22 protein-coding genes and 1 pseudogene are annotated in these 26010 nt (G+C 72.6%); 4 read left to right on the top strand and 19 right to left on the bottom strand.

Annotated elements, in window-relative coordinates; genetic code table 11:
• The 3 genes from VM636_RS24575 to VM636_RS24565 all read right to left on the bottom strand — a co-directional run bounded on the left by VM636_RS24575 (position 1) and on the right by VM636_RS24565 (position 4684).
• Positions 1-573: an XRE family transcriptional regulator gene (locus VM636_RS24575; protein WP_030418103.1), complete on the bottom strand. Its 573-nt coding sequence runs from the start codon at positions 571-573 to the stop codon at positions 1-3.
• Positions 574-987: 414 nt separating this feature from the next.
• Positions 988-3603: an ABC transporter permease/substrate binding protein gene (locus VM636_RS24570; RefSeq protein ID WP_030418102.1), complete on the bottom strand. Its 2616-nt coding sequence runs from the start codon at positions 3601-3603 to the stop codon at positions 988-990.
• A complete protein-coding gene (locus VM636_RS24565) occupies positions 3596-4684 on the bottom strand; it encodes a betaine/proline/choline family ABC transporter ATP-binding protein (protein WP_030418101.1) in 1089 nt (362 codons plus the stop codon). The genes VM636_RS24570 and VM636_RS24565 overlap by 8 nt, the downstream gene beginning before the upstream one ends.
• Before the next feature lie 195 nt (positions 4685-4879).
• Between VM636_RS24565 and VM636_RS24560 the strand changes: the two genes are divergently transcribed.
• The 3 genes from VM636_RS24560 (at position 4880) to VM636_RS24550 (ending at position 7947) form a co-directional block, all read left to right on the top strand.
• Positions 4880-5785 carry a 5'-3' exonuclease gene (locus VM636_RS24560; RefSeq protein WP_030418100.1) on the top strand — a complete coding sequence of 302 codons (906 nt, stop codon included), beginning with the start codon at positions 4880-4882 and terminating at the stop codon, positions 5783-5785.
• A 149-nt stretch (positions 5786-5934) separates the two neighbouring features.
• Positions 5935-6777 carry a siderophore-interacting protein gene (locus VM636_RS24555; protein WP_030418099.1) on the top strand — a complete coding sequence of 281 codons (843 nt, stop codon included), beginning with the start codon at positions 5935-5937 and terminating at the stop codon, positions 6775-6777.
• Between the two features lie 183 nt (positions 6778-6960).
• The gene (locus tag VM636_RS24550) at positions 6961-7947 is read left to right on the top strand and encodes an RluA family pseudouridine synthase (protein WP_053913504.1); all 987 of its coding nucleotides are present in this window, start codon (positions 6961-6963) and stop codon (positions 7945-7947) included.
• Here the strand turns inward: VM636_RS24550 and VM636_RS24545 are convergent.
• The 5 genes from VM636_RS24545 to VM636_RS24525 are packed head-to-tail and all read right to left on the bottom strand — an operon-like array spanning position 7941 to position 12504.
• Complete coding sequence (locus VM636_RS24545; protein WP_338485740.1) at positions 7941-9449, bottom strand: cytochrome P450; 1509 nt, start codon at positions 9447-9449, stop codon at positions 7941-7943. The genes VM636_RS24550 and VM636_RS24545 overlap by 7 nt on opposite strands.
• 47 nt (positions 9450-9496) lie before the next feature.
• Positions 9497-10117 carry an ATP/GTP-binding protein gene (locus tag VM636_RS24540; protein ID WP_053913508.1) on the bottom strand — a complete coding sequence of 207 codons (621 nt, stop codon included), beginning with the start codon at positions 10115-10117 and terminating at the stop codon, positions 9497-9499.
• Positions 10098-10499 carry a DUF742 domain-containing protein gene (locus VM636_RS24535; protein WP_030418095.1) on the bottom strand — a complete coding sequence of 134 codons (402 nt, stop codon included), beginning with the start codon at positions 10497-10499 and terminating at the stop codon, positions 10098-10100. The genes VM636_RS24540 and VM636_RS24535 overlap by 20 nt, the downstream gene beginning before the upstream one ends.
• A complete protein-coding gene (locus VM636_RS24530) occupies positions 10496-10903 on the bottom strand; it encodes a roadblock/LC7 domain-containing protein (RefSeq protein ID WP_030418094.1) in 408 nt (135 codons plus the stop codon). Before VM636_RS24530 ends, VM636_RS24535 begins: the two co-directional genes overlap by 4 nt.
• A complete protein-coding gene (locus VM636_RS24525; protein ID WP_338485737.1) occupies positions 10900-12504 on the bottom strand; it encodes an ATP-binding protein in 1605 nt (534 codons plus the stop codon). Before VM636_RS24525 ends, VM636_RS24530 begins: the two co-directional genes overlap by 4 nt.
• Positions 12505-13382: 878 nt before the next feature.
• Here VM636_RS24525 and VM636_RS24520 point away from each other — a divergent pair.
• Positions 13383-14335 (top strand): annotated as a pseudogene (locus VM636_RS24520) (IS481 family transposase).
• On the opposite strand, the gene VM636_RS24515 reads toward VM636_RS24520, so the two are convergent.
• From VM636_RS24515 to VM636_RS24465, 11 genes are all read right to left on the bottom strand, one after another.
• Positions 14332-17184, bottom strand: a complete 2853-nt coding sequence (locus VM636_RS24515; RefSeq protein WP_030418092.1) for a DEAD/DEAH box helicase — start codon at positions 17182-17184, stop codon at positions 14332-14334. The pseudogene VM636_RS24520 and the gene VM636_RS24515 sit on opposite strands and share 4 nt — an antisense overlap.
• A gap of 79 nt (positions 17185-17263) precedes the next feature.
• Complete coding sequence (tatC, locus tag VM636_RS24510) at positions 17264-18211, bottom strand: twin-arginine translocase subunit TatC (protein ID WP_078962627.1); 948 nt, start codon at positions 18209-18211, stop codon at positions 17264-17266.
• Positions 18212-18258: 47 nt separating this feature from the next.
• Positions 18259-18540: a Sec-independent protein translocase subunit TatA gene (gene tatA / locus VM636_RS24505; protein WP_030418090.1), complete on the bottom strand. Its 282-nt coding sequence runs from the start codon at positions 18538-18540 to the stop codon at positions 18259-18261.
• A 270-nt stretch (positions 18541-18810) separates the two neighbouring features.
• Complete coding sequence (locus tag VM636_RS24500) at positions 18811-19017, bottom strand: hypothetical protein (protein ID WP_053913512.1); 207 nt, start codon at positions 19015-19017, stop codon at positions 18811-18813.
• Positions 19018-19187: 170 nt separating this feature from the next.
• Entirely contained in the window at positions 19188-19481 is a 294-nt protein-coding gene (locus VM636_RS24495; protein WP_030418088.1) for a hypothetical protein, read from the bottom strand.
• Positions 19478-20635, bottom strand: coding sequence for a WYL domain-containing protein (locus VM636_RS24490; protein WP_030418087.1), 1158 nt, complete (start codon positions 20633-20635; stop codon positions 19478-19480). Before VM636_RS24490 ends, VM636_RS24495 begins: the two co-directional genes overlap by 4 nt.
• An 18-nt stretch (positions 20636-20653) precedes the next feature.
• Positions 20654-21607: a WYL domain-containing protein gene (locus VM636_RS24485; RefSeq protein WP_030418086.1), complete on the bottom strand. Its 954-nt coding sequence runs from the start codon at positions 21605-21607 to the stop codon at positions 20654-20656.
• Positions 21608-21720: 113 nt separating this feature from the next.
• Entirely contained in the window at positions 21721-22092 is a 372-nt protein-coding gene (locus VM636_RS24480) for an FKBP-type peptidyl-prolyl cis-trans isomerase (RefSeq protein WP_030418085.1), read from the bottom strand.
• A gap of 57 nt (positions 22093-22149) precedes the next feature.
• Positions 22150-23127 carry an FKBP-type peptidyl-prolyl cis-trans isomerase gene (locus VM636_RS24475; protein WP_030418084.1) on the bottom strand — a complete coding sequence of 326 codons (978 nt, stop codon included), beginning with the start codon at positions 23125-23127 and terminating at the stop codon, positions 22150-22152.
• 201 nt (positions 23128-23328) lie between these two features.
• A complete protein-coding gene (gene pafA / locus VM636_RS24470; RefSeq protein ID WP_030418083.1) occupies positions 23329-24690 on the bottom strand; it encodes a Pup--protein ligase in 1362 nt (453 codons plus the stop codon).
• 9 nt (positions 24691-24699) lie between these two features.
• Positions 24700-25959, bottom strand: a complete 1260-nt coding sequence (locus VM636_RS24465; RefSeq protein ID WP_030418082.1) for an MFS transporter — start codon at positions 25957-25959, stop codon at positions 24700-24702.
• Between the last annotated feature and the right edge of the window lie 51 nt (positions 25960-26010).

Raw genomic sequence — 26010 nt, 5'->3', positions numbered from 1 at the left:
TCAGCGCCGCCCGGGGCGGTCGCGCACCGCCTCGATGTGCTCGGCCACCGCGACGACGAGCACCCGGGTGTCCGGCACCGTCGCCCGCCAGCGGTGGCGGACCCCTCCGGTGAGGTAGAGGGTGTCGCCGCGCCCGAGCCGGTAGGCCCGGCCCTCGGCCTCGATCTCCACCGCGCCCTCGGCGACGTACATCAACTGGTCGTTGCGGTACTGCAGCTCGCGGCCCGCGTCGTGGTCGCCGGTGAACTCGGAGGCGTGCATCTGGTGGTGTCCGCGCACCAGGGAGCGGACCCGCGGCGCGAACTCGGGGTCGGGGTCCTCGGCGCGGACCACGTCGACGCTGCACGCGGGGTCGGCGGCGGCGAGCAGTTCGACCGCGGTGGTGCGCAGGGCGTCGGCCAGCTTCTCCAGGGAGTTCTGGCTGGGCCGGGCGCGGTCGTTCTCGACCTGGCTCAGGAAGGGCACGGACAGTCCGCTGCGCGCGGACACGACGGCGAGGGTGAGGTCGAGCGCGCGGCGCCGCCGGCGCACGGCCGCGCCCACCCGAAGGGGCTGGTCCTTGTGGTCGCCCATCGCTCCGGCTCCCTCCTCCGCGTCTCCCGTGGACCCGGTTTCCCGGTCTCTTCCGCGCCGTTCGTCCGGCACGGCCCCCATGAGGGCTTCCGAGCACCCTACGCATGTTCGGCACACCGTTTCACGCGGCCGTCGCGACGGCGTCACGGTCCGGCGGCGACGACCTCACGGTTCCCGCCACGGCGCGGAGCCCGTGGCGGCCGTACGGGGCTCTCACCGGTTCAAGGCGCCACGGCCCCCGGGTGTTCCCGTCAGGGCGACGGACCAGGGCGCGGGGGCGCGCGGTGGGGCGCCGTAGCGCTCCGTGGTTGTCCGGATGACGCCGTGCGCCCCCGGCCGGCAACGGCCCGAGGGCGGGCCCCGCGGCGCGGGGCCCGCCCTCGGGGACGGACGGTGTCTTCCGGTCGTCGCGCGCTACTGCGACGTCATCCGGCCGACCATGTCCGGGTGGTCCTTCAGCCAGGCGGTGACCGCCTCGGCCTCGTGGCCCTGGCCGTGCTTCTTGATCACGCTCTCCAGGCTGCCCAGCTCGTCCTCGCTCATCCGGAAGTTCTTGATCCACTCGGTGAGCTGCGGGTACTGCTCGGGGAACTTCTTGTTGGCGACGGTGCGGATGGTGTTGCCCTCGCCGAAGAGCTTCTTGTCGTCCTTGAGCTTGGTCAGCTCGTACTCGCTGTACGCCCAGTGCGGCGACCACAGGACGACCGCGACCGGCTTCTTCTTGGCGTAGGAGCGCTTCAGCTCGGCCAGCATCGCCGGGGTCGAGCCGTCGACGACCTTGTACTCCTTGTCCAGTCCGTAGCCGGGCAGGACCTTGTTGTGGAGCAGGCTCATCTGGCCGGTGCCGGCCTCGATACCGATGATCTTGCCGCCGAAGAGGTCGGCCTTGCCCTTGAGGTCCTCCAGGGACTTGACGTCCTTCACGTAGGAGGGGACGGCCACCTCCAGCGACGTGGGCTCGTACCAGGTGCCCAGGTCGGTGATGTTGTCCTTGCTCTTCTCCCAGTAGTTCTTCTGGGCGTGCGGCAGCCAGGCGTCGAAGTTGAGGTCCAGGTCGCCGCCGGCCAGGCCGGTGTAGACCGGGCCGACTTCCATCTGCCTGAGGTTCAGCTTGTAGCCGCGCTGCTCCAGGACGTTCTTCCACAGGTGGGTGACGGCGATGCACTCGTCCCACGGGAACCAGGCGACGTTCAGGGGCCGCTTGGCCTCGGCCGGGGCGGCCGTGGCCTCCGAGTCGATCGGCGCGAGCTTCTCGACCAGACCCGGGTTGTCCTTCAGCCAGGTACGCACGGCGTCCTGCTGACCGCCCTTGCCGGCCTTGTTGATCTCGGCCTCCAGGCCGGTGAGCTGCTCCTCGGTCATCGAGAAGTTCTTCAGCCAGCCGGCGACGACCGGGTCGTCGTCCGCGAAGCCCTGGCGGGCGACCGTGTGGACGCCGTCGCCCTCGCCCCAGACACCCTTGGGGTCCTCGAGCTTCTTCAGGTCGTAGTCGCTGTACGCCCAGTGCGGCGACCAGAGGGTGACGAGGACGGGCTCCTGCTTGGCGTAGGCGCGCTTCAGCTCGGCCAGCATGGCGGGCGTGGAGCTGTCGACGACGCGGTACTCCTTGTCGATGCCGTACTCGCCCATGACCTGGTTCTTCAGCAGGCTCATGATGCCGGCGCTGGACTCGATGCCGGTGATCCGGCCGCCGAAGACGTCGGCCTTGCCCTTGAGGTCCTCCAGCGAGTCGAAGTCCTTCATGTACGCCGGGACGGCGAGTTCCAGGGTGGTCTCGTCGTACCAGGCGCCGAAGTCCTCCAGGCGGTCGCCGTACTTCTTCCAGTACTGCTCGTGGGTGGTCGGCAGCCACGCGTCGGTCTGGAAGTCGACGTTGCCCTGGGCGAGGGAGGTGTAGAGCGGGCCGGCCTCGAACTGCTTGGCCTCGACCTCGTAGCCGCGCTGCTCCAGGATCTCCTTCCACAGAAAGGTGGAGGCGACGCCCTCGTCCCACGGGATGTAGCCGATGGTGACCTTCTTGCCCTGGCCGACGTTCTTGTCGCCGGCCACGGCGGCGGAACCGCCGTTGTTGCCGAAGACGCCCATGCCGCCCGCCACCAGGGCGAGGATCACGACGCCGACGACGGCGACCGCGGGGCGCGGCCGGTAGGACCAGATCTTGAGGCCCTGGAGGCTGCGGGCCTTCGCGGCGGCGCGGCGGCCGAGCGGGGAGACCTGGGTGCCCAGGGCGCTGGTCATGCGGTCGAGGTAGATCGCCAGGATGACGATGGCGACGCCGGCCTCGGAGCCGAGGCCCACGTTGAGCTGGCCGATGGCCTCGTTGACGTCGCCGCCGAGACCGCCGGTGCCGACCATGCCCGCGATGGCGGCCATGGACAGGCCGAGCATGATGACCTGGTTGACGCCCGCCATCACCGTGGGCAGGGCCAGCGGGAGCTGGACGCGCAGCAGGGTGTTGCGGGGCGTGGTGCCGAACGCCTCGGCCGCCTCGACCAGGTCCTTGTCGACCTGCCGGATGCCCAGCTCGGTCATGCGCACACCGGGGGCGAGCGCGAAGATCAGGGTGGCGACGATGCCCGCGGAGGCGCCGGTCCCGAAGAACAGGATCGCCGGGATGAGGTAGATCATCGCGGGCAGCGTCTGCATGAAGTCCAGCACCGGCCGGACCATGCCGCTGACCCGGTCGGAGCGCGCGGCCCAGATGCCGACGGGCACGGAGACGACCAGCGCGATGATGGTGGCGACCAGCACCAGGGCCAGGGTCACCATCGCGTTCTCCCACAGGTCCATCGAGTGGATGAACGCGAACCCGAGGAAGGTGAGCACACCGGCGACGGTGCCCCGCAGCCAGAAGGCGATCACCGCGAAGATGCCGATGAGCAGCAGCGGCTCGGGCGCCTGGAGGACGGCGTTGATGCCCTCGTAGGTGCCCGTGAAGACGGCCTTGAAGAAGTCGAAGAGCCAGGCGACGTGGTGCAGGAGCCAGTCCACGGCGTCGTTGACCCAGTTGCCGAGCGGGATCCTAGGCACGGGTCATCACCTTCTCGGTGCCCGTGTCACCCGGGGCGTCGCAGGCGACGGCGTCACCGTCCTCCTCGCCGAGGAAGCCGATCAGGCGCCTCGCCGGGACCACGCCGACCACCCGGCCGGAGTCGTCGACCACGGACACGGGGTGCGGCACGCGGGCGCTGATCGCGCACAGCTCCGTGAACGGCGTGTTCGGCCGCGCGGTCTCGCAACCGCACCGGGTCTCGCGGCCGCCGTCGATGGTGTCCATGACGGCACCCGCGGTGAGCACGCGGGAGCGGTCGACGTCCTGGATGAAGGAGGCGACGTAGTCGTTGGCCGGGCGGATGAGGATGTCCTGCGCGGTGCCTATCTGCACGATGCGGCCGTCCCGCATCACCGCGATGCGGTCGCCCAGGCGCATGGCCTCGTTGAGGTCGTGGGTGATGAACACGATCGTCTTCTTCAGGGTCTTCTGCAGCTCGATGAGCTGGTCCTGCATGTCGCGGCGGATCAGCGGGTCGAGGGCGCTGAAGGACTCGTCCATCAGCAGCAGGTCGGCGTCGGTGGCGAGGGCGCGGGCCAGGCCGACGCGCTGCTGCATGCCGCCGGACAGCTCGTCCGGCCAGGACTTCTCCCAGCCGGCCAGGCCACACAGGGCGAGCGCCTCGTCGGCGCGGCGCTCGCGCTCGGCGCGGGGCACGCCCTGCACTTCCAGTCCGTAGCCGGCGTTGTCGCGGACACTGCGGTGCGGGAAGAGCGCGAAGTGCTGGAAGACCATGCTGATCTTCCGGGAGCGGACCTCGCGCAGTCCCTGGTCACCGAGTTCGGTGAGGTCCTGGCCACCGAAGCGGACGTGCCCGGCGGTCGGCTCCAGCAGACCGTTGAGCATGCGCAGCAGCGTGGACTTGCCGGACCCGGACAGCCCCATGACCACGAAGATCTCGCCGGGCTCCACGGTGAAGGACGCGTCGATGACGGCGGCCGTGGTGCCGTCCGCCCGCAGTTCCTCCCGGTCGGCGCCCTGGCGCAGTCGTTCGACTGCCTGGTCCGGTCGTCTGCCGAACACCTTGTACAGATGTTCGGCTTCTAGCCTTGCTGACACGCTTACCTCTTGACTCGGGGGCAGGGACACGGGTTCCGAAGCCTCGCTCACAGTTGAACGGCTGAACCGGCTCCGGTCCGGCTGCGCGCCTGCCCTGATCCCTTTCGGCCAAACTCGAGAGTGAGCCACTTCACACGTCGTCCACGCTTCGCCCACAGGGTCTGCGGCATGATGCGACCCGTGACCGCTCGACTGATGCTCCTCGACACCGCCTCCCTCTACTTCCGCGCCTACTTCGGCGTGCCGGACTCCGTGAAGGCCCCGGACGGCATGCCGGTCAACGCCGTGCGCGGACTGCTCGACTTCATCGACCGGCTGGTCCGGGACCACCGGCCCGACGCGCTGGTGGCCTGCATGGACGCCGACTGGCGACCGCACTGGCGGGTGGAGCTGATCCCCTCCTACAAGGCGCACCGGGTCGCCGCCGAGCACCCGGAGGGCCCGGACACCGAGGAGGTGCCCGACACCCTCTCGCCGCAGGTCCCGGTGATCGAGGCCGTCCTCGACGCGGTCGGCATCGCCCGGGTCGGCGTGGCCGGATACGAGGCGGACGACGTCATCGGCACGTACACCGCGCGCGCGACGGGCCCGGTCGACATCGTCACCGGCGACCGCGACCTCTACCAGCTCGTCGACGACGCCCGCGGGGTGCGCGTCCTCTACCCGGTCAGGGGCGTCGGCACGCTCCAGACGACGGACGAGGCGTTCCTGCGCGAGAAGTACGGCGTCGACGGCCCCGGCTACGCCGACCTGGCACTGCTGCGCGGCGACCCGAGCGACGGCCTGCCGGGCGTGCCGGGCATCGGCGAGAAGACGGCCGCCAAGCTGCTGGCCGAGTTCGGCGACCTGGCCGGGATCCTGGCCGCCGCCGACGACCCGGCGTCCCCGCTCACGCCGACGCAGCGGCGGCGGCTGACGGAGGCCGGTCCCTACCTCGCGGTGGCCCCGAAGGTGGTGCGGGTCGCCGGGGACGTCCCGCTGCCGGACGTCCCCACCGAGCTGCCGCGCGCCCCGCGCGACCCGGAGCTGCTGGACGCGCTGGCGGCCCGCTGGGGGCTCGGCGGCTCGCTGCGACGACTGCTGGCGACGCTCGCCGCCTGAGCGGTACGGGCGGGCGACGTGCGCGTGCACCGGACGCGTCCCGGGCTCCGTGGTCCGCGCGGAACGGCGGGGAGCCGTCCGGTTAGGGGTGCTCCAGGCGGCGGGATGCTAGCTTAGGTTTACCTAACCCAGGCAACAGGGAGGCCGTCATGGCAGACCGTCCGGGCCGCAGGCCCCGCACGCCGCACACCGCGCGGGTCGTCCGCACCGAGCGGCTGACCCCTCTCATGCAGCGCGTGGTCATCGCCGTCGAAGGACCGGCCGGACTGGCGGCGGACACCTGCACCGACCACTACGTCAAGCTGCTCTTCGCCCCCGGCGGCGTGACCTACCCCGAGCCCTTCGACCTGGAGCGGATCCGGGAGGAGTTCCCCCGCCACGAGTGGCCGGTGACGCGGACGTACACGGTCCGCCACTGGGACGCCGAGAGCCGCGAGATGACCCTCGACTTCGTGATCCACGGCGACGCCGGACTGGCCGGGCCCTGGGCGAAGCACGTGCGGCCGGGCGAGACCGTCCGCTTCCTGGGCCCCGGCGGCGCCTACGCGCCCGACGCCGGCGCCGACTGGCACCTGCTCGCCGGCGACGAGAGCGCGCTGCCCGCGATCGCCCGCTCCCTGGAGACACTGCCGGCCGGGGTCCGCGCCTTCGCGTTCGTCGAGGTCGAGGGGCCCGAGGAGGAGCAGAAGATCGACTCCGACGTGGAGGTCGTCTGGCTGCACCGGGCGGGCCGGCCGGTGGGCCGGGCCCTGGTCGAGGCCGTGCGCGCGCTGGAGTTCCCGCGGGGCCGGGTGCACGCCTTCGTGCACGGCGAGGCGGGCTGCGTGAGGGAACTGCGCCGGTACCTCCGGGTCGAGCGCGAGATCCCCCGCGAGGACCTGTCGATCTCCGGGTACTGGCGGCTCGGCCACAACGAGGACGGCTGGCAGGCGTCCAAGCAGGAGTGGAACGCCCGCGTGGAGGCCGAGCAGGAGAACGCCCCCGCCGCCTAGGGTCGCTCGTTTGGATCAGGCCGGATCAGGGAGGGGGGTCCGGTGCCGTGCATCGCAGGGCGGAGGAGGGCGGCAGGGCGGGGCCCTGACAGCCGATGCCGACGCGGCGAGGCGCGGTGCCGGGCCCCGCGAGCCCGGCACCGCTCCTTACCCGGCGGCCCCCGTCTCGTACGCTGGCCGGCCATGAGACGACGCACCCCGCCCCCGCCCTCGCCCCTGCCGCAGCGCGACGGGGTGGACGCGGTACGGGTCCGGCTGCCGGCGGCCGGGACGTGGCCCACGGTCGGCGCGTACCTCGTGGAGCGGCTCTCCGGGGCGGGCCCCGGCGTGGTGGCCGGCCTGCTCGCCGAGGGCCGGGTGGTCGGGGCGGACGGGCGGGCCGTCGCGGCGGACACCCCGTACCGGGCCGGCCTGTACGTGTGGTTCCACCGCGACGTGGCGCCGGAGGTGCCGGTGCCATTCGGGGTGCGGGTCGTCCACCGCGACGAGCACATCGTCGTCGCCGACAAGCCGCACTTCCTGGCCACCACCCCGCGCGGCGGCCACGTCACCGAGACCGCCCTCGCCCGGCTGCGCCGGGAACTGGGACTGCCGTCGCTCGGCGCGGCCCACCGCCTGGACCGGCTCACCGCCGGGCTGGTGCTGTTCACCGTCCGCCCCGAGGAGCGCGGCGCGTACCAGACGCTCTTCCGCGACCGCCTGGTCCACAAGGAGTACGAGGCGGTCGCCCCCTACGATCCCGCGCTCGCCCTGCCGCGCACGGTACGGAGCCGGATCCTCAAGGAACGGGGAGTGCCGGCCGCCCGGGAGGTGCCCGGCGAGCCGAACGCCGTCACCCGCGTCGACCTGCTGGCGCACCGCGAGGAGCCGGCCGCCGGGACGGCGCTGGGCAGGTACCGGCTCCGGCCCGGCACCGGCCAGACGCACCAGTTGCGCGTGCACCTGAGCGCGCTCGGCGTGCCGATCCTCGGCGACCCGCTCTATCCGGAGGTGACCGCCCCCGTGCCGGCCGGCGACTTCCGGCGCCCGCTGCAACTGCTCGCGCGGGAGCTGGGGTTCACCGATCCGGTCACGGGCCGCGAGCACCTCTTCCGCAGCGCCCGCTCCCTCGCGTCCTGGTCGGCTTACGGAGAGTGGGCGGGGCCCGGTCCGGCGGGCGGCGGTCAGTAGCCGCGCCACCAGAGCTGGAGCCGCTGCCAGGCGCCCGGCGGGCGTCGCCCCTGCCCCGGCTCCCCCGTCCCCGTCGCGGCCCCCGCGGGGACGGCGGCGAGCGCGGGCCCGGCCCCGCGGGCCGGTCCGGGCGCCGGGGCCTCCGCCTCGGGGCAGGCCGGCCGGGAGCCGGTCTGCCGGACGGTGCGCTGCTGCGGGAGCGGGGTGTGGCCCGGCTGCTGCGTCACGGCCTGCGGCGGCCGGGGCTCGAAGTACACCGGCAGCTCCACCAGGTGCCGGGAGGCGATCGACGACCGGCGGCGCAGCTCCTCCTCGGCGCAGTCGAGCTGGAGGTCCGGCAGCCGCATCAGCAGCGCGTCCACCCCGCAGTCGGCGATGGCCCGCCCGATGTCCTGCCCGGGGCACTCGTGCGGCCCGCCGCCGAAGGCCAGGTGGGAGCGGTTGCCCTGCATCCCGGCGGTGAGGTCGGGGCGGATGCGCGGGTCGACGTTGCCGGGGGCGATACCGAAGAGCAGTCCGTCGCCCTCGCGGATGCGCCGGCCGCCCAGCTCGGTGTCCTGTTTGGCGAAGTAGCCGAGGACCGTGCTGAACGGCGGCTCGTCCCACAGGGACTGCTCGACCGCCTCGGGCACGGTCATCTGGCCCCCGCTGAGCTGGGCCCGGAACCCGGGGTCGGTGAGGACGACGCGCAGGACGTTGCCGATGAGGTTGACGGTGGCCTCGTAGGCGGCGAGCAGCACCACGCGCAGGTGCTCGCGGACCTCCTCGTCGCCGAGCCCGGCCGGGTGGGTGACGAGTCGCCCGGCGATGTCGTCCTCGGGCCGCGCGCGGCGCCGGGCGGTGAGCCGGCCGAGCGCGCCCATGACGACGGCGTGGCTGTCGATGGCGGTCTCGGTGCCCTTGAGCGTGTCGCGGGCGGCCTCGACCAGGCGGTCGCCGTACTCGTCGGGCATGCCGAGGAGTTCGCACATGACGCCCATCGGGAGGTGTTCGGCGAACTCGGCGACGAGGTCGGCGCGGCCCTCCTCGCAGAACCGGTTGACCAGCCGCTGGGTGTGCCGGGTGATGTGCCGGCGCAGGGTGCGGTGGTCGACGGAGGCCATGGCGGAGGTGACGGCGCCGCGCAGCCGCCGGTGCTCGGCGCCCTCGGCGTGGGAGCAGACGGGCCGGCGGGCGATGTGCGGCATGAGCGGGTGGTCGGGCTTGACCAGGCCGTCCCGCAGCGGCGACCAGAGGCGGCTGTCGCGGGAGAACAGCGCGGGCGAGCTGATCATCTGCAGGTTCTCGGCGTGGCCGAGCACCACCCACATCGGCACGTCGTCGTGGAGGAGTACGGGGGCCACCGGGCCGTGCTCCCGCCGGAGCCGTTCGTACAGCGCCGCCAGGTCGTCCGCCTCGGCGAGCCGGGCGGGGCCGCCCGCGCCGGGGCGGTGCGCGGGGCAGCCGGGCGGGGGCCCGGCCGGGGTGTCCGGGCCGGTCGGGAAGGGGCGTTCAGGCGTCACGGTGTCGCTCCGGGCGGGAAGGGGCTGTCGGGGGTGCCGGTGGCGGCTCAGGCGAGCGCGCCCTCGGCGGCGAGGGAGTGCAGGAAGCGCGTGAGGGTCAGCAGGACGTCGCGGCTGGAGGCCCGGCGGCGCACGTCGCAGTCGACGATGGGGATCTCGTCGGGCAGGTCGAGCGCGGCGCGCAGTTCCGCCACCGGGTGCCGGGGGGCGTCGGGGAAGGCGTTGACGGCCACGACGAAGGGCACGCCGCGTTCCTCCAGCCGTCCCATGACGTCGAAGCTGATCTCCAGCCGGCGGGTGTCGACCAGCACCACGGCGCCGAGCGCGCCCTCGAAGAGGCCGTTCCACAGGAACCAGAACCGCTCCTGGCCGGGGGTGCCGAAGAGGTACAGGACCAGTTCGTCGGTGATGCTGATGCGGCCGAAGTCCATGGCGACCGTGGTGGCGGTCTTGGAGGCGGACCCGTAGTCGTCGTCGACGCCGACGCCGGCCTGGGTCATGGTCTCCTCGGTGGTCAGCGGCCGGATCTCGCTGACCGACCCGACCATGGTGGTCTTCCCGACGCCGAACCCGCCCACGACGACGATCTTCACGGCGGCCTCCGCGGTGTGCGGGAGCCGGTCCTCCGTCCGCGGTCCCGGGAGGGCGTCAGAGCTTTTGCAGTCCATGCATCACCGCTTCGAGGAGGTTTCGGTCGGCGACCGTCCGGCGGACGATCGGGGCGCGGGCCTGCGCCAGTCCGGCCGCGAGCAGGTCGGTGAGGAGCACGGTCACCACGCTGAACGGCAGGCGCAGGTAGGCCGACAGTTCGGCGACGGAGAGCGGCGCGGCGCACAGCCGCAGCAGCGCCGCCTGTTCGGGGGTGGCGGAGGCCGGCGGGTCGGCGCGGGCCACGATGAGGGTGACCAGGTCGAGGTCGGCGCGTTCGCCGTCCGCGTCGCCGCCGATGACGAAGAGCCGCTCGGGGTTCTGGGGCTCGCCCTCCTCGGGCGCCGCCCCGCCCGTGTCCGGCGGGTCGGGGGCCCGCCGCCTGCGCTGGGGATCCGTCATACGGGCTGCCCGTCGCGGCGGGCGGGGCTGGTCAGGTGGGGGCCGATGCGGGCGACGAGGTCGGCCATGCGGTTGCTCATCCGGCCGGGTTCGCAGCGGACGTCGGAGAGCACCGCCAGATAGGCGTTGGGCCCGGCGGCCATCAGGTAGAAGTAGCCCCCGCCGATCTCGATGACGACGAGCTTCATCCGGCCGTCGCTGCTGGGGATCTCGTGGGCGACGGCGGCGGCGAGGCTCTGCAGGCCCGCGCAGGCGGCGGCGACCCGGTCGGCGGCGTCCGGGTCCCCCGAGTAGCGGGCGATGCGCAGGCCGTCGGCGGAGAGCACCACGATCATCTCGATGCCCGGGACCCCGTCGTAGAGGTCCTTCAGCATCCAGTCGAACTTGCCTTGCTGCTCGATCACTTGAGGTTCCCCTCGTCGTCTGCCGGAGCGTGGGCCGGCTCGTTGGCGGTCTGCTGCGCGTACAGGTCCGGGTGGCCCTTGAGGCCCTCCCAGAAGGCTTCGACCCACTGGCCGGGCGGCGGCTCCTCGGCCGGGGGCGCCTGCGGCGCGGGCCCGAGGGGGGCACCGGAGCGGGGGCGGACGGCGGCCTCGTGGGTCTCGGGCGCGGCGTCCTCCCGTTCGTGGACGGTCTGTTCGGCGAGGCGCCGGCCGAGCGGTGTCCTGACCCGGCTGCGTCGCTGGGGCAGGCCGCCGGCGGTCCACTCGGTGACCTCGGGGGCGTCGCCCTCGAGGGCGGTGGCCGGGACCCGGGGGCTGGTGGGGCGGCGCTTCTTGGGCCGGCGCCGGGGGCCCTCCAGGGCGTCGGGGCCGGGCTGCGGGACCGAGGTGGCGCCGATGCCGTGGGCGAGTCCGACACCGGGCTCGGTGGTCGTCATGGCGCCGGGCACGATGAGGATGGCCCGCACCCCGCCGTACGCGGAGGCCCGCAGGGAGACCTCCATGCCGTACGCGGCGCACAGGCGGCCGACGACGGCGAGGCCGAGGCGGGGGTGGACGCTGAGGTCCTGGAGGTCGGTGCCGCGCTTGGCGCGTTCCAGCATGCCCTCGATCCGGGCGCGGGACTCCTCGCTGAGGCTGACGCCGGCGTCCTCGATCTCGATGCAGACGCCGCTGTGCACCTCGGTCGCGGTGACGTGCACCTTGGAGTGCGGCGGCGAGTAGCGGGTGGCGTTGTCGAGGAGTTCGGCGGCGGCGTGGATGACCGGCTCGACGGCGGTGCCCGTGATGTTGACCTTGGCGATGGAGGCCAGGTTGATGCGGCGGTATTCGAGGATGCGGGACATGGCGCCGCGCAGCACGCTGTAGAGGGCGACGGGCCGGGGCCACTGGCGGCCGGGGCGTCCGCCGCCGAGGACCGAGACGGAGTCGGCGAGGCGGCCGATCAGGGCGGTGCCGTGGTCGAGGCGGAGCAGGTCGTCGAAGACCTCGGGGTTGCGCCCGTGGTCCTCCTCCATCTCGCGCAGTTCCTTGTTCTGCTGGTGGACGAGGGCCTGGACGCGGCGGGCGATGTCCACGAAGGAGCGTTCGGCGGACTCGCGCAGGGAGTCCGTGTGGTCGACGATGTCGCAGACCATGCCGATCAGCCGGCGCTGGGGCTCGCCCAGGTCGGCGTAGGACGGGTCGAGTTCGGCGAGGTGGAGCAGGACCTCGCGCGGTGTGCGGCCCCGGCGCATGGAGGTCAGCGCCGCCGGGATGATCTCGCCGCCGAGGCGGTCCATCTCCTCGGTGTGGGCGGCGATCCGCCGTTGCAGGAGCGCCGTGCGGCGGGCGTGTTCGGCGCGCAGGGCGCGCAGGGCGTTGCCCCGGCGCACCGCCACCGCCGCCACCGCGAGGACCAGGACGGTGGCGACGGCCCCGCACCAGCCGACCGCGGCCCTGGCCGGCTGGGCCACCAGGGCGACGGCGGCGCCGGTCACCGCGGCCATCAGCAGCGCGGGCGGCAACAGGACGTACGCCTGGGGAAGTTCACGGCGACCTGGAGGGGAATCGACACTCACCATGTAGGCCCTCTGAAATGGGTTCGGCGGGGAAGGGGGAGCTTGCGGCGGAGCGGGACGGGGAGTTGACGGGCCTTCGGCGCATAAGGAACAAGCGCGCGAATCCCTCTCAACTCGGTGCGCTGCGGGCGAGCCTAGTCCCGGCGGAACAAGGCCGGGTCATGTTCGGCAAGGCCCTGAAAGAGCGACGGCACGCGAGTAGTGTCGGGGACATTTGCACGCCGGGGCACCAGGCGAGCACCATCCGTGACGGCGCGGGGGCGTACGAACGCGTCTCACCGGAAGGGGTGAGAGCGCCGGTCCGCGTCCGGACGGACCGGCACGGGCGGCGCGCGCTCCGCGGGCGGCGCGCCCCGATCCGCCGGGCCCCCCTCCGCACGCCCGTCGGCGTCCGGGCACGCCCGCGCACCGGACCGCGGTCACGCTCCGTCCGCCGGGCACCGGGCACCGGGCACCGGGCACCGGGGGACCGTGCGGGGCCCCGCCACCCGGACGGCACCGTCCCCCTGCCCGGACACACCGCGGCCCGGCGGGAGGCGGCCCGCCCGGATCGTCCGGACGACCGCGCCCCACCGGGCCGTCACGCGTCGCGGTGGCTAGGGTCTTTCGTTTGCATCAGGCCGGATCAGGGAGGGGGTCCGGTGCCGTGCGTCGCAAGGCGGACGAGGGCGGCAGGGCGGAGCCCTGACAACCGACGACAACGCGGCGAGGCGCGGTGCCGGACCCCGCGAGCCCAGCGTGATCCCAACGAAAGGCCCTAGCTGTTCTGTCCCGGGAGGTTGTGGACGGGTGAGTCAGGTCTCGGCTGTGGGATCTTGAACAGGTGAGGGCCTTCCGGTTCGGTGTGGATTGCGACGTCTACACCTGACCGAAAGGCCCTCGTGCCCCACCGTAATGCACCCCTGACCGAGACCGGACGGCTGCGCCTGGCTTGCTGCGTGGTCGAGGACGGCTGGCCCCTGCGCCGGGCCGCCGAGCGCTTCCAGGTCTCGCCGACCACCGCCCAGCGCTGGGCCGGGCGCTACCGGCAGTTCGGCGAGGCCGGCATGTCCGACCGCTCCTCCCGCCCGCACGCAAGCCCGCGCCGCACCCCGACCCGCACCGAACGCCGGATCATCAAGGTCCGTCTCCTGCGCCGGTGGGGACCGGCCCGCATCGCCCACCTGCTGCGTCTGGTGCCCTCGACCGTGCACCGGGTACTGACCCGCTTCGGCCTGGCCCGCCTCACCCACCTGGACCGGGCCACCGGCCGGGTCATCCGCCGCTACGAACGCGAGCGGCCCGGCGAGCTGGTGCACGTGGACATCAAGAAGCTGGGCAACATCCCCGACGGCGGTGGCCACAAGATGCTGGGCCGGCAAGCGGGCCGCAGGAACCGCAAGAACGTCGGCTACAGCTACCTGCACACCGCCGTCGACGACCGCTCCCGCCTCGCCTACAGCGAGATCCACACCGACGAGAAGAAGGAGACCGCCACCGGCTTCTGGACCCGCGCCCACGCCTTCTTCACCGAGTGCGGGATCACCGTCGAGCGCGTGCTGACCGACAACGGCTCCTGCTACCGCTCACGCGACTGACGCGACGTGCTCACCGCGGCCGGGATCACCCACAAACGCACCCGGCCCTACCGCCCGCAGACCAACGGCAAGGTCGAACGCTTCAACCGCACCCTGCTCGACCATGGGCCTACGCCCGCCCCTACCGGTCCGAAGCCGAGCGCCGCGAAGCGTTCCCGCAGTGGCTGCACACCTACAATCACCACCGCGGACACACCGCACTCAACGGCCAACCACCCGCCAGCCGCGTCCCCAACCTCACAGGGCAATACACCTAGCCCACCGAGGAGTAGGCGACCACCCCGCGCAGCAGTCCGTCGACCGCCTTGCGCGCCGCCTTCGGGACCGTCGAGCCCTCGCGGGGCGCGGCGGCGGCGATCTGGCCGAGGACGTCGATGACCTGCTTGCACCAGCGCACGAAATCGCCGGCCGGCATCTCCGCCTCCCGCAGCACCTCGTCGAGGCCCTTGCCGGAGCACCACATGTACGCGGCCCAGGCGAAGCCGAGGTCGGGCTCGCGCTGGCCCACGCCTTCGGTCTGGCTGATCCGGAACTCCTCCTCCAGCGCGTCGAGCCGGCCCCAGATGCGGACCGTCTCGCCGAGCGCGGCCTTGGCCCGGCCCGAGGGCAGCTTCGGCGCCATGGCGTCGTCGGCGGCACGGGACTCGTAGACCAGCGCCGAGACGCAGGCGGCCAGTTCGGCGGGGCCGAGGCCCTCCCAGACGCCCTCGCGCAGGCACTCGCTGGCCAGCAGGTCGAGTTCGCCGTAGAGCCGGGCGAGCCGCTTGCCGTGCTCGGTGACCTCGTCCTCGCGCAGGTAGTCCAGTTCCGTCAGGAGCGCCACGATCCGGTCGAAGGTGCGGGCGATGGTGTTCGTCCGCCCGTCGATCCGTCGCTCCAGCTGCGAGGTGTCGCGCATCAGCCGGTGGTAGCGCTCGGCCCAGCGGGCGTGGTCCTCGCGGTCGTCACAGCCGTGGCAGGGGTGCGCCCGGATCTCCTTGCGCAGCCGGGCGATCTGCCGGTCGTCGGCGGCCTGGGAGCGCTTCTTGCGGTGCCGCTCGACGTCGATGTGCCCGGCCTTGGTGCGCAGCGCCGAGGCGAGGTCACGGCGGGACTGCGGGGAGCGCGGATTGAAGGACTTCGGGATGCGCATCCGCTCCAGCGCCTCCACCGGCACCGGGAAGTCCATCGCCGCCAGCCGCTTGACCTGCCGTTCGGCGGTGAGCACCAGGGGGCGCGGACCGTCGTGGTGGTCGAAGCCCCGGTGGCCGTTGGACCGCCCGGCGGGCAGGCCGGGGTCCAGCACCAGGGCGAGGCCCGCGTACTTGCCGGTGGGGACGTGGATGACGTCGCCGGGCTTCAGCCGCTCCAGCGCCACCGCGGCCTCGGCACGCCGCTGGGCCGCCCCCTGGCGGACCAGTTCGGTCTCACGGTCCTTCAGCTCCCGGCGCAGCCGCGCGTACTCCTCGAAGTCGCCGAGGTGACAGGTCATGGAGGCCCGGTACCCCTCCAGTCCCTCCTCGTTGCGCTGCACCTGGCGGGAGATGCCGACGACCGACTTGTCCGCCTGGAACTGGGCGAAGGAGGTCTCCAGCAGTTCGCGCGAGCGGTGCCGGCCGAACTGCTCGACCAGGTTGACCGCCATGTTGTACGACGGCTTGAAGCTGGAGCGCAGCGGGTACGTGCGCGTGCCGGCCAGTCCGGCGAGGTGCTCGGGGCTCATGGCGCGCTGCCAGAGCACCACGGCGTGGCCCTCGACGTCGATGCCGCGCCGGCCGGCCCGGCCGGTGAGCTGGGTGTACTCGCCGGGGGTGATGTCGGCGTGCTGCTCGCCGTTCCACTTGACGAGCTTCTCCAGCACCACCGAACGGGCGGGCATGTTGATGCCGAGGGCGAGGGTCTCGGTGGCGAAGACGGCCTTGACCAGCCCGCGGACGAACAGCTCCTCCACGACCTCCTTGAAGGTCGGCAGCATGCCCGCGTGGTGCGCGGCGATGCCCCGCTCCAGGCCCTCCAGCCATTCGTAGTACCCGAGGACGTGCAGGTCCTCGGCGGGGATGGAGGCGGTGCGCTCCTCGACCAGGGCGCGCACCCGCTCACGTGCCTCCTCGTCGTTGAGCCGCAGCCCGGCGTACAGGCACTGCTGGACGGCGGCCTCGCAGCCGGCCCGGCTGAAGATGAAGGTGATCGCGGGCAGCAGGCCCTCGGAGTCGAGCCGTTCGATGACCTCGGGCCGGCTCGGCGTCCAGATCCGGGCGCGCTGGCGGCGCTCGCGCTCCCGGTCGGCCTCCCGCATCGACCGCCCGCGCCGGCGGTCCTGGTACGAGGGGCGGCTCGCCTCCATCCGCGCCATGCGGGTGAGGTCCGGGTTGACGGCCCGTTTGCGGCCCTCACCCTCCTCGAACAGGTCGTACATCCGCCGCCCGGCCAGGACGTGCTGGAACAGCGGCACGGGCCGGTGCTCGGAGACGATCACCTGGGTGTCGCCGCGCACGGTGTCGAGCCAGTCGCCGAACTCCTCGGCGTTCGACACGGTGGCCGACAGCGAGACCAGGGTCACCGACTCGGGGAGGTGGATGATCACCTCTTCCCAGACTGCGCCGCGGAAGCGGTCGGAGAGGTAGTGCACCTCGTCCATGACCACGTACCCGAGGCCGAGCAGGGTCTGCGAACCGGCGTAGAGCATGTTCCGCAGGACCTCGGTGGTCATCACGACCACCGGGGCGTCCGGGTTCACGCTGTTGTCGCCGGTGAGCAGGCCCACCCGGTCCGCTCCGTAGCGTCGGCACAGGTCGGCGTACTTCTGGTTGGACAGCGCCTTGATGGGCGTCGTGTAGAAGCACTTGCGGCCCTGTTGGAGGGCGAGGTGCACGGCGAACTCGCCGACGATCGTCTTGCCGGAGCCGGTGGGCGCGGCCACCAGGACGCCCTTGCCCGCCTCCAGGGCCTGGCATGCCTCGATCTGGAACGGGTCGAGGCCGAAGTCGTACATCTCGCGGAAGGAGGCGAGCGCGGTGGCCTGCTCGGCGGCGCGTCTGCGGGCTGCCGCGTACCGCTCGGCCGGGGAGAGATCCTCTGTCATCGTGCTTTCGAGCGTACCGGGCCGCACCGACAACAGGACGATCATTATCGGGATCGGCCGCCGGCCCGCCCCGGCCGGGCGGGCCCGGACCGGGCCGCGGGGCGGCCGGGGTCCGGGCGTGGCGTCAGGTCACGTCGTCGTAGCCGTTGACCCGGTCCGTGGTGGCCTGCTCGGGCAGGGCGCGGGAGGTGGTCACGGCCTCGGCCTCGCCGATCTTCTCGGGGGTGAGGTCCAGCTCGGACGCCTCGTCGTCGGAGGGGCCCAGGGCGTCCCGCCGCCGCTTGCGCCGGTCGTTCAGCAGGGCGATGCCGACGGCGGCGAAGTACAGCACCCAGATCGGCACGGCCAGGGAGAGCATGGTCAGCGGGTCGGTGCTGGGCGTGGCGAAGGCCGCGAAGAGCGTGATGCCCATGATCATGCCGCGCCACCAGCCGAGCATCCGCTTGCCGCTCAGCACGCCGGTCAGGTTGAGCATGACCAGCAGCAGCGGCAGTTCGAAGGAGAGGCCGAAAACGATCACCAGGCGGGTGACCAGGTCGAGCAGGTCGTCCAGCGGCAGCAGGTTGTCGACGTCGTACGGCGTGAAGTCGATCAGGACCTTGGCGGTGGTGGGCAGCACCCGGTACGCGAAGTACGCGCCGCCGAAGAAGAGCGGGACGCCGGAGGCGACGAAGGCGTAGGCGTACTTCTTCTCGTGCCGGTGCAGGCCCGGGGCGACGAAGGCCCAGAGCTGGTAGAGCCAGACCGGGGAGGCCAGGACGACGCCGGCCATGAGGGAGACCTTCAGCGCCAGGGTGAAGGGGGCGAGCAGGCCGTTGATGGTGATCTGCGCGCAGGGGGCGGCGTCCTTCGAGGCCGCCAGTTCCGCGAAGGACTTCGAGCAGCCGACCGAGCTGAGCACCGGGTCGGTGAAGAAGTTGATGATGTCGTAGTAGAAGAAGGCGGCGGCGATCGTGACGGCCACGATGGCCAGCAGCGCCTTCGCGAGCCGGTTGCGGAGCTCACGGAGGTGCTCCGCGAGGGGCATGCGTCCCTCGGGGTCCCTCTCCTTGTTGCGGGCAGGCTTCGGCAACCCACGTTCCCATCTCGTACGGCGGGCCGGAGGTCACCGGCCCCGCGTCAGCGCTTGGTGGTGTCCGTCGGCTCGGTGACCGGCCGCGAGCTGGTCACGTCGCCGGGGGCCGCCTGGATCGTGCGCTGCGCCGCCGACTGCTCGGTGTCCGGCTGCTCGGCCGGGGCGGTGGACTTGTTCTCGTCCTTCATCGCCTTGGCCTCGCTCTTGAGGATCCGGGCGGACTTGCCGAGAGAGCGCGCCATGTCGGGGAGCTTCTTCGCGCCGAACAGCAGGATGACGACGACGAGGATGAGAATGATCTCGGGGGCGCCGAGCCTTCCGGGCATAAGTCTCTACCTTCTCACCGAGGCGGCTGGGTGGGGTGCCGTCCGACCGTCCGAACGCGCGTCCGGTCGGAGGGTGCGGTGCGGCGATCGTAACGCCCGGGGGTGAACGTCAGGCAATCCCCGTGCGCACTTCCGTCGGCGGGCCGGGCCTCGTTCTCCGGCCACGACGAGCAGCGTACCTGCCGGGTGACGCCGGATGACAGGGCACGGCCCGCGTGCCCGGGGCCCGGCGGGTTCCCGCCGGTCGGGCGCCCGGCACCGTGGCGGGGTTCACAGGGCGTCGACGGAGCGGGCGGCGCTGCGCGCGGCACTGCCGGCGGCGTGTTCCAGGTCGGCGGCGGCGCGGTCGATGCGGCGGGCCGATTCCGCCACCTGCGAGCCCAGCCGCCTCGCCTCGACGAAAACCCGTGCCGCGCAGACGGCGAGGACGGTGAGACCCAGGAAACCCATGGCAACGGCGAACATCGGCCAGAACATGCGCCCGAGCCTAGACGGTGCCCGCCGCGGCCCCGGACACCCGGGTCGCACCGCGCGGTGTCCGCCCGGCGCGGCACCGGCCGGCCGGCGGTGGCCGGGGTCTTTCGTGGGATCACGCCGGGCTCGCAGGGACCGGCCTGGTCCAAACGAACCGCTCGTGATCAATACACCTAGACGGTGGGGTGGAGCCGGAGCGTGCGGACGCCGCCGTCGACGAGCAGTTCCACGATCCGCTCCCCGGCCGGTTTGCGGACGGTGGCCTCGCACTCGGGGCAGGTGAACGAGTAGAAGGTGGTGCTGCTGGTGGCGCCGATGGCCAGGCGCAGGGCGCTCGCGGCCAGTTCGAAGCGGCCCCGGCAGTCGGGACAGCCCGCCTTGAACACCACCGGGGAGACCCGCCGCATGCCGGCGAACGCGGTCTCCGCCGTCATGCCCGGTGCCCCGGACGCCACCGATTCGCTCACCGTGTCCGCTCCCGTCTGTCGTGCGCTCCGTCGCCGGCCGGAGCGTCCCGCTCCGGCCGCTGTGCCGTGGGCGTTCCGGCGCGGACCGGCCCGGCCGGACCGCCGGTGCCCGTACCGCCGTCGTCCCCGGGCCCACCGGACCCCTCGGCCGCTCCGGCCGCGGCGGACCCGCCGGTCCCGTCGTACGCCGCCAGCGCCTCGCGGGCGGCCCGGCGGGCGCTGTCGGCCAGTTCGGCCGGGGAGACGATCCGGCCGTCCCGCCCCAGCCGCAGCGCGAGCCGCTTCAGCGAGGCCGGGTCGGGGGTGCGCAGGGTGATCCGCAGCCCGCCGTCGTCGAGTTCCTCGGCGCTGTCGTGCGGATAGTACTCGGCGACCCAGCGTCCGCCGGGACCGACCTCCACCACGACCTCGGGGTCCTCGGCGGCCGGCTGCACCAGCGCCTCGGAGAGGTCCCGCAGCTCCACCTCGGGCGGGGCGGACGGCTCGTCCAGCACCTTGATCTCGGCGACCCGGTCGAGCCGGAAGGTGCGCCGGGCCTCCGAGCGGCGGCACCACGCCTCCACGTAGGTGTGTCCGACGCTGACCAGCCGGATGGGGTCGATCTCCCGCTCGGTGAGTTCGTCGCGGGCGGGCGAGTAGTAGCGGATCCACAGCCGCCGGCGCTCGGAGATGGCCCGGTCCACGTCGGCGAAGACGCCGCCCTCGGACTCGAAGGTGACGGACAGCCGCGAACTGGCGCCGGCCGTCTCGCCGGCCGCGGTCTCCACCTTGGCGGTGGCCCGCAGCAGCGCCTGCCGGTCCCCCTCGCGCAGCCCCGGCAGGGTCGCGACGGCACGGGCGGCCACCAGCAGCGCGGTGGCCTCGTCGGCGGCGAGCCGCAGCGGCTCGGCGGCGTCCGCGCCGAGGGCCGCGGGGTTGTGCCACCAGATGCGCTCGCCGTCGGTGTCGATGTCCAGGAGGTCGCCGCCGCGGAAACTGGTGCCGCACATGGGCAGCACGTCGAGGTCGGAGACCAGTTCGTCCTCGGTGATGCCGAAGGCGCGCGCCACGTCCTCGACACGGGCGCCGGGGCGCTCGCGCAGATACGTCACCAGGGACAGCATCCGCCGGGTCTGGTCGATGGCGTTCGCGGGCCTGACCGGTTTGCCTGCCACAGTGTTGTCCGCTCCCCCTCAGCCCTTGGCGACGGCGCGCAGCCGTTCCACCACGTCGGCCCGCAGTTCCGCCGGTTCCAGGACCACCACGTCCGGCCCGAACTCCACGAGCCAGGCGTCCAGTCCGTGTCCGTACGGGATCTCCAGTTCGTCCCAGCCCTCGCCGGCCTCCCGCACCTCCGTGGCGCGGGCCCGCAGCGGGTATCCCGCACCGGTGCGCAGCCGGATCAGGGCGGAGCGGTCGGCCCGCTCCCCGGCCCAGCCCGCGACCGTCTCGCGGACGGTGACGACGTCGGGCACGGGCGCGGTGAACCGGCCGCCGCGCGCGCGGACCCGGCCGGTGATCCGGGAGAGCCGGAAGACCCGCTCGGCACCGCGGTCGCGGTCGAAGCCGGCCAGGTACCAGTGGCCGCGCCAGCACTCCAGCGCCCAGGGCTCGACGTTGCGCGGCTCGGGCTGGGCGGCGCTGGCCTTGCGGTAGTCGAAGACGACCGGGCGGCGGTCGCGGCAGGCCAGCATCAGCGGCTCGAAGGCGGCCTCGTGCACCGGGATGCGCGGCTCCAGCGCGCCGTGCGCCTCGTACGGGTCGACGTCCTCGGGGAGTCCGGCCGCGCGCAGCTTCTGGAGCGCTCCGCTCGCCGCGCCGGCCAGCCGGGCCTGCTGCCACACCTTGGCGGCCAGGCCCAGGGCGGCGGCCTCCTCGGCATCGAGGGTGATGGGCGGCAGACGGTTGCTGTCGCGGCGGGCGAGGTAGCCGATCTCGCCGTCGACACTCTCGACGGTCTCGATCACGAGGCCGAGTTCCCGCAGGTCCTCCTTGTCCCGCTCGAACATGCGGTTGAAGGACTCGTCGGTGACGGCCTCAAGGTACGCCTCGAGGGACTCCCGCAGTTCGCGCTTGCTCAGCGGCCTGCGGGTACCGAGCAGGCACAGCGCCAGGTTCATCAGCCGCTCGGCCTTGGCAATGGCCATCGACGCCCTTCTCCCTGTGGTGCTTACGACGGATGACCGTACCGTCCCGCGCTGGCGGGACAAAAGCCGAGGCCCATGCCGGTCGGGCACGGGCCTCGGATGATCGGCTCCGGTCAGACTCCGAGCAGATCGACCACGAAGATCAGCGTCTCGCCGGGCTTGATCGCCGGGGTCGGGCTCTGGTCGCCGTAGGCGAGGTGGGCGGGGATGGTGAGCTGGCGGCGCCCGCCCACCTTCATGCCCTGCACGCCCTGGTCCCAGCCCTGGATGACGCGCCCGCCGCCGAGCGGGAAGCGGAACGGGGTCCCGCGGTTCCAGCTCGCGTCGAACTCCTCGCCGGTGCTGAAGGCGACGCCCACGTAGTGGACGGTGACCGTCTGGCCGGCCCGGGCGACCTCGCCGTCACCTTCCCAGATGTCCTTGATCTCCAGCTCCGCCGGGGGCTCGCCGCCGGGGAAGTCGATCTCGGGCTTGTCGATGCTCATGCTCGTTGCTCCTCGTTGCGTGATCTTGCGTCGGCAACAGTTTCACAGACGTCCGGGTCAGGCGGTGCCCAGGATGTCCACGACGAAGACCAGCGTGTTCTTGGCCAGCTCGCTGTCGGGGCTGGCGCCGTAGCCGAGGGAGGGCGGGATCACCAGCAGCACGCGGTCGCCGACGTTCTTGCCGACCAGGCCCTGGTCCCAGCCCGCCACGACGGAACCGGTGCCGATCTGGAAGGCGGTGGCGCCGCCGTGGTCCCAGGAGGAGTCGAACTTCTCGCCGTCCTCCCACTTCACGCCGGTGTACTGGGCGATGAGGCCCTGGCCGGCCTCGACCTTCGGGCCGCCGCCCTTGACGAGGACCTGCTCCTGGAGGTCCTTGGGCGCCTTGGCGCCCTTGGGGATGGTGATCTCCGCCGCCTTCTGCGACACCGCCTTCACCCCGGGCATGCCCTGGCCGGTGGCGGCCTGGTCGCCCTCGGCCTCGGCCTTGGCGTCCACGGAGCCGGCGCCGACCGGGTCGATCACCCAGACGAGCACGTCCTTCTCGCCGATGCCGGAGGCGGTGTTCAGGTTCTCGCCGATGAGGTCGCCGGCGGTGCCCTGCACGAGGAGGCGGCTGCCGGGCTTCTTGCCCTTCACCGCTTCGAGGACCTTGTCGGGGAGCTGCTGGCTCGGCTTGCCGACCTGCTCGACGGACTGCCGCCGGGGCGTCTTGGCGTCCTGCTGGGCCACGGCCCAGGTGCCGCCCAGCTCCTGGCCGTCGCCCCACTTCTCGACGGTCCAGTCCAGCCGGACGTAGTCGGAGTCCGCGATGGCGTCCCCGGTGCCCTCCGAGAGCGTCTTGACGACGGTCTCCTTGGACGGCTCGGTGTCCTTGGGCACGGAGATGCCGGGCTTCTCCCCCGTCTTCCCCTCGACCTGGGCGACGCCGTTCGCCGAGCCCGCGTCGTCGCCGGAGGAACCGCAGGCGGCGGCGAACAGCAGGGCGGGTGCGGCCAGCAGCGCGGCGGCGCGTCGTTTCATCGTGTGGTTCATCAGTCCAACTGGGGATCGGGGGTGGGGGTCGGTGTCCGCCACTCTACGACGTGGCCGGGCCCCGCACGGGCGCGGTGCGCGACAGGGCACCGCCCCCGCCGGCATCCTCCCGCGTCCCACCGCCGTGACCAGGACGGGAGACGCCCGGTGCCCGCGGAAGGACTCCGCGGGCACCGGGCGTCCGGTCGGCCGTGGGCCGGTTCACATACCGGCGATGAGCTTCTCCACCCGGTCGTCCACCGAGCGGAACGGGTCCTTGCACAGCACGGTGCGCTGCGCCTGGTCGTTCAGCTTGAGGTGGACCCAGTCGACGGTGAAGTCCCGGCGCTGCTCCTGGGCCCGGCGGATGAAGTCGCCGCGCAGCCTGGCCCGGGTGGTCTGCGGCGGGACGGACTTGCCCTCGAAGATCTTGACGTCGTTGGCGATCCGGGCCGCCTGGCCCTTCTTCTCCAGCAGGTAGTACAGGCCCCGCTGGCGGTGGATGTCGTGGTAGGCGAGGTCTATCTGCGCGACCCGCGGATGCGACATGGTCATGTTGTGCTTGGCCCGGTACCGCTCGATGAGCTTGTACTTCATGACCCAGTCGATCTCGGTGCCGATGCGGTCGAGGTCCTCGGACTCGATCGAGTCCAGCGTGCGGCCCCACAGCTCCAGCACCCGTTCGACGGTGCCGGTCCGGATGCCGCGCCGCTCGCAGAAGTCGACGGCCTTCTCGTAGTACTCCCGCTGCACCTCCAGTGCCGACGCCTCGCGTCCGCTGGCCAGCCGCACCTTGCGGCGGCCCGTGATGTCGTGGCTGACCTCGCGGATCGCCCGGATCGGGTTCTCCAGGGTGAGGTCACGCATCACCGTGCCCGCCTCGATCATGCGCAGCACCAGGTCGGCGGCGCCGACCTTGAGCAGCATGGTCGTCTCGGACATGTTGGAGTCACCCACGATGACGTGCAGCCGGCGGTAGCGCTCGGCGTCGGCGTGCGGCTCGTCGCGGGTGTTGATGATCGGCCGGGACCGGGTGGTCGCCGAGGAGACGCCCTCCCAGATGTGCTCGGCCCGCTGGCTGACGCAGTACACCGCACCGCGCGGCGTCTGCAGCACCTTTCCTGCACCGCAGAGGAGCTGCCTGGTCACCAGGAACGGAATGAGGATGTCCGCGAGCCGCGAGAACTCCCCGTGCCGGGCCACCAGATAGTTCTCGTGGCACCCGTAGGAGTTTCCCGCGGAATCGGTGTTGTTCTTGAAGAGGTAGACGTCGCCCGCGATTCCCTCCTCGTGCAGGCGTCGTTCGGCGTCCACCTGAAGTCCTTCGAGGATGCGCTCGCCCGCCTTGTCGTGCGTGATCAGTTCGATCACGTCGTCACATTCGGGTGTGGCGTATTCCGGATGTGACCCCACGTCGAGATAGAGGCGGGCGCCGTTGCGCAGAAAGACGTTGCTGCTGCGGCCCCATGACACAACACGGCGGAAAAGGTACCGCGCCACCTCGTCAGGCGACAGGCGGCGCTGTCCCCTGAACGTGCACGTGACGCCGTACTCGTTCTCCAGCCCGAAAATGCGGCGGTCCATGACTGAACATTACGCCCGATCACCCGAACTGAAACGGGGTTCGAGGGCACGGTTCGGATCATTTTCCGAGGAAGCGGCGACAAACCCTCTCCCGGCGGGAACTGCGAGGACCCGTCCGGTGCACACCAGGACGAGCAGCGACACGGCTCCGGCCGCGCCGGGCACGGCGAAGCCCCACAGCGCCCCGCCCGCCTCGACGACCGGTCCCGCGAGGCCCGTTCCGACCGACGCGCCGACGGTGAACGTCGTCACGAGCCAGGAGAACGCCTCCGTCACCGTGCCGCGCGGCGCGTGCAGGTCGACGAGGACGAACGCGCAGGCGATGCTCGGCGCGAGGAAGACGCCGGCGACCACGGTGAGCAGCACCATCGGCACGGCGCCGGGCATCAGGGTCAGCGGGAGGTAACACACCGCCAGCAGGGCGACCAGCAGCCGCAGTCGCCGGGACGGCTCACCGGCCCACTGCCGGGCCCCGTAGACGGCCCCGCCCACCAGCGCGCCCAGTCCGAGGCCGGCCATCATCCAGCCGTAGACCGCGTCGCCGCCGTGGTCGTCCGCGTACGGCACCGAGGCGACGGTGATCGAACCGAGCGCCATGCCGATGAACAGGAAGGCGCCGAGCAGCGCCAGCAGGCCCCGGGAGCGCAGGGCGCCCAGCCAGTGCGCCTCGCGCGGGGCCGAGCGCCACGCGCGCGAGGGCGGCGAGACGACCACGGACAGGGCACCGAGCACCCCCAGCCCGTTGAGGATCAGCAGGGCCGCCTGGGGCGACCAGAGCGACACGCAGACCGTCACGAGCAGCGGGCCGAGGGTGAACATGACCTCCTGGGCCACGGCGTCCATCGCGTACGCCGCGTGCACCTGGTCCTCCTTGGGCAGCACGCTGGGCCACAGCGCCCGCAGCCCGCCCTCCAGCGGCGGGGTGAAGAGGCCGGCGGCGGCCACGGCCGCGTAGGCGACCGGCGCCGGATCGGTCCCGGCGAAGGCGAAGACGGCCATGGCGAGCGCCGACAGCACGGCGGCGGGCAACTGCACCCGGGGCTGCCCGCGCAGGTCCACCAGGCGGCCCAGCAGCGGCTGGCCGACGGCGTTGGCGACGCCGTAGACGGCCGCGAGCGCGCCGGCGAGGCTGTAGGAGCCGCCCTCGGCCCGGACGAACAGCACGACGGCGATCGCCGCGGTGGCGTTGGGCAGCCGCCCCACCAGCGTGCCGACGAGCAGCCGGACGGCATGCCGCGCCCTGAGGATCTCCAGATACCCGGCGGCCACGCCCCACCCCCTTCTCGGGAACCATGAGAGGTTTTACGTATAACGACGAGC

This window comes from Streptomyces sp. SCSIO 75703, from assembly GCF_036607905.1.
Taxonomy (GTDB): domain Bacteria; phylum Actinomycetota; class Actinomycetes; order Streptomycetales; family Streptomycetaceae; genus Streptomyces.
Note: the sequence above shows the minus strand (reverse complement) of the source record. Positions and strands in the feature narration are given on the sequence as shown.

Bases quoted from the DNA above. Each gene is read 5' to 3' on its own strand.
- VM636_RS24575 (WP_030418103.1), bottom strand. From the start codon at position 573: ATGGGCGACCACAAGGACCAGCCCCTTCGGGTGGGCGCGGCCGTGCGC.
- VM636_RS24560 (WP_030418100.1), top strand. From the start codon at position 4,880: ATGCTCCTCGACACCGCCTCCCTCTACTTCCGCGCCTACTTCGGCGTG.
- VM636_RS24555 (WP_030418099.1), top strand. From the start codon at position 5,935: ATGGCAGACCGTCCGGGCCGCAGGCCCCGCACGCCGCACACCGCGCGG.
- VM636_RS24550 (WP_053913504.1), top strand. From the start codon at position 6,961: ATGAGACGACGCACCCCGCCCCCGCCCTCGCCCCTGCCGCAGCGCGAC.
- VM636_RS24540 (WP_053913508.1), bottom strand. From the start codon at position 10,117: ATGGACTGCAAAAGCTCTGACGCCCTCCCGGGACCGCGGACGGAGGAC.
- VM636_RS24535 (WP_030418095.1), bottom strand. From the start codon at position 10,499: ATGACGGATCCCCAGCGCAGGCGGCGGGCCCCCGACCCGCCGGACACG.
- VM636_RS24525 (WP_338485737.1), bottom strand. From the start codon at position 12,504: ATGGTGAGTGTCGATTCCCCTCCAGGTCGCCGTGAACTTCCCCAGGCG.
- VM636_RS24515 (WP_030418092.1), bottom strand. From the start codon at position 17,184: ATGATCGTCCTGTTGTCGGTGCGGCCCGGTACGCTCGAAAGCACGATG.
- tatA (WP_030418090.1), bottom strand. From the start codon at position 18,540: ATGCCCGGAAGGCTCGGCGCCCCCGAGATCATTCTCATCCTCGTCGTC.
- VM636_RS24500 (WP_053913512.1), bottom strand. From the start codon at position 19,017: ATGTTCTGGCCGATGTTCGCCGTTGCCATGGGTTTCCTGGGTCTCACC.
- VM636_RS24485 (WP_030418086.1), bottom strand. From the start codon at position 21,607: ATGGCCATTGCCAAGGCCGAGCGGCTGATGAACCTGGCGCTGTGCCTG.
- VM636_RS24480 (WP_030418085.1), bottom strand. From the start codon at position 22,092: ATGAGCATCGACAAGCCCGAGATCGACTTCCCCGGCGGCGAGCCCCCG.
- VM636_RS24475 (WP_030418084.1), bottom strand. From the start codon at position 23,127: ATGAACCACACGATGAAACGACGCGCCGCCGCGCTGCTGGCCGCACCC.
- pafA (WP_030418083.1), bottom strand. From the start codon at position 24,690: ATGGACCGCCGCATTTTCGGGCTGGAGAACGAGTACGGCGTCACGTGC.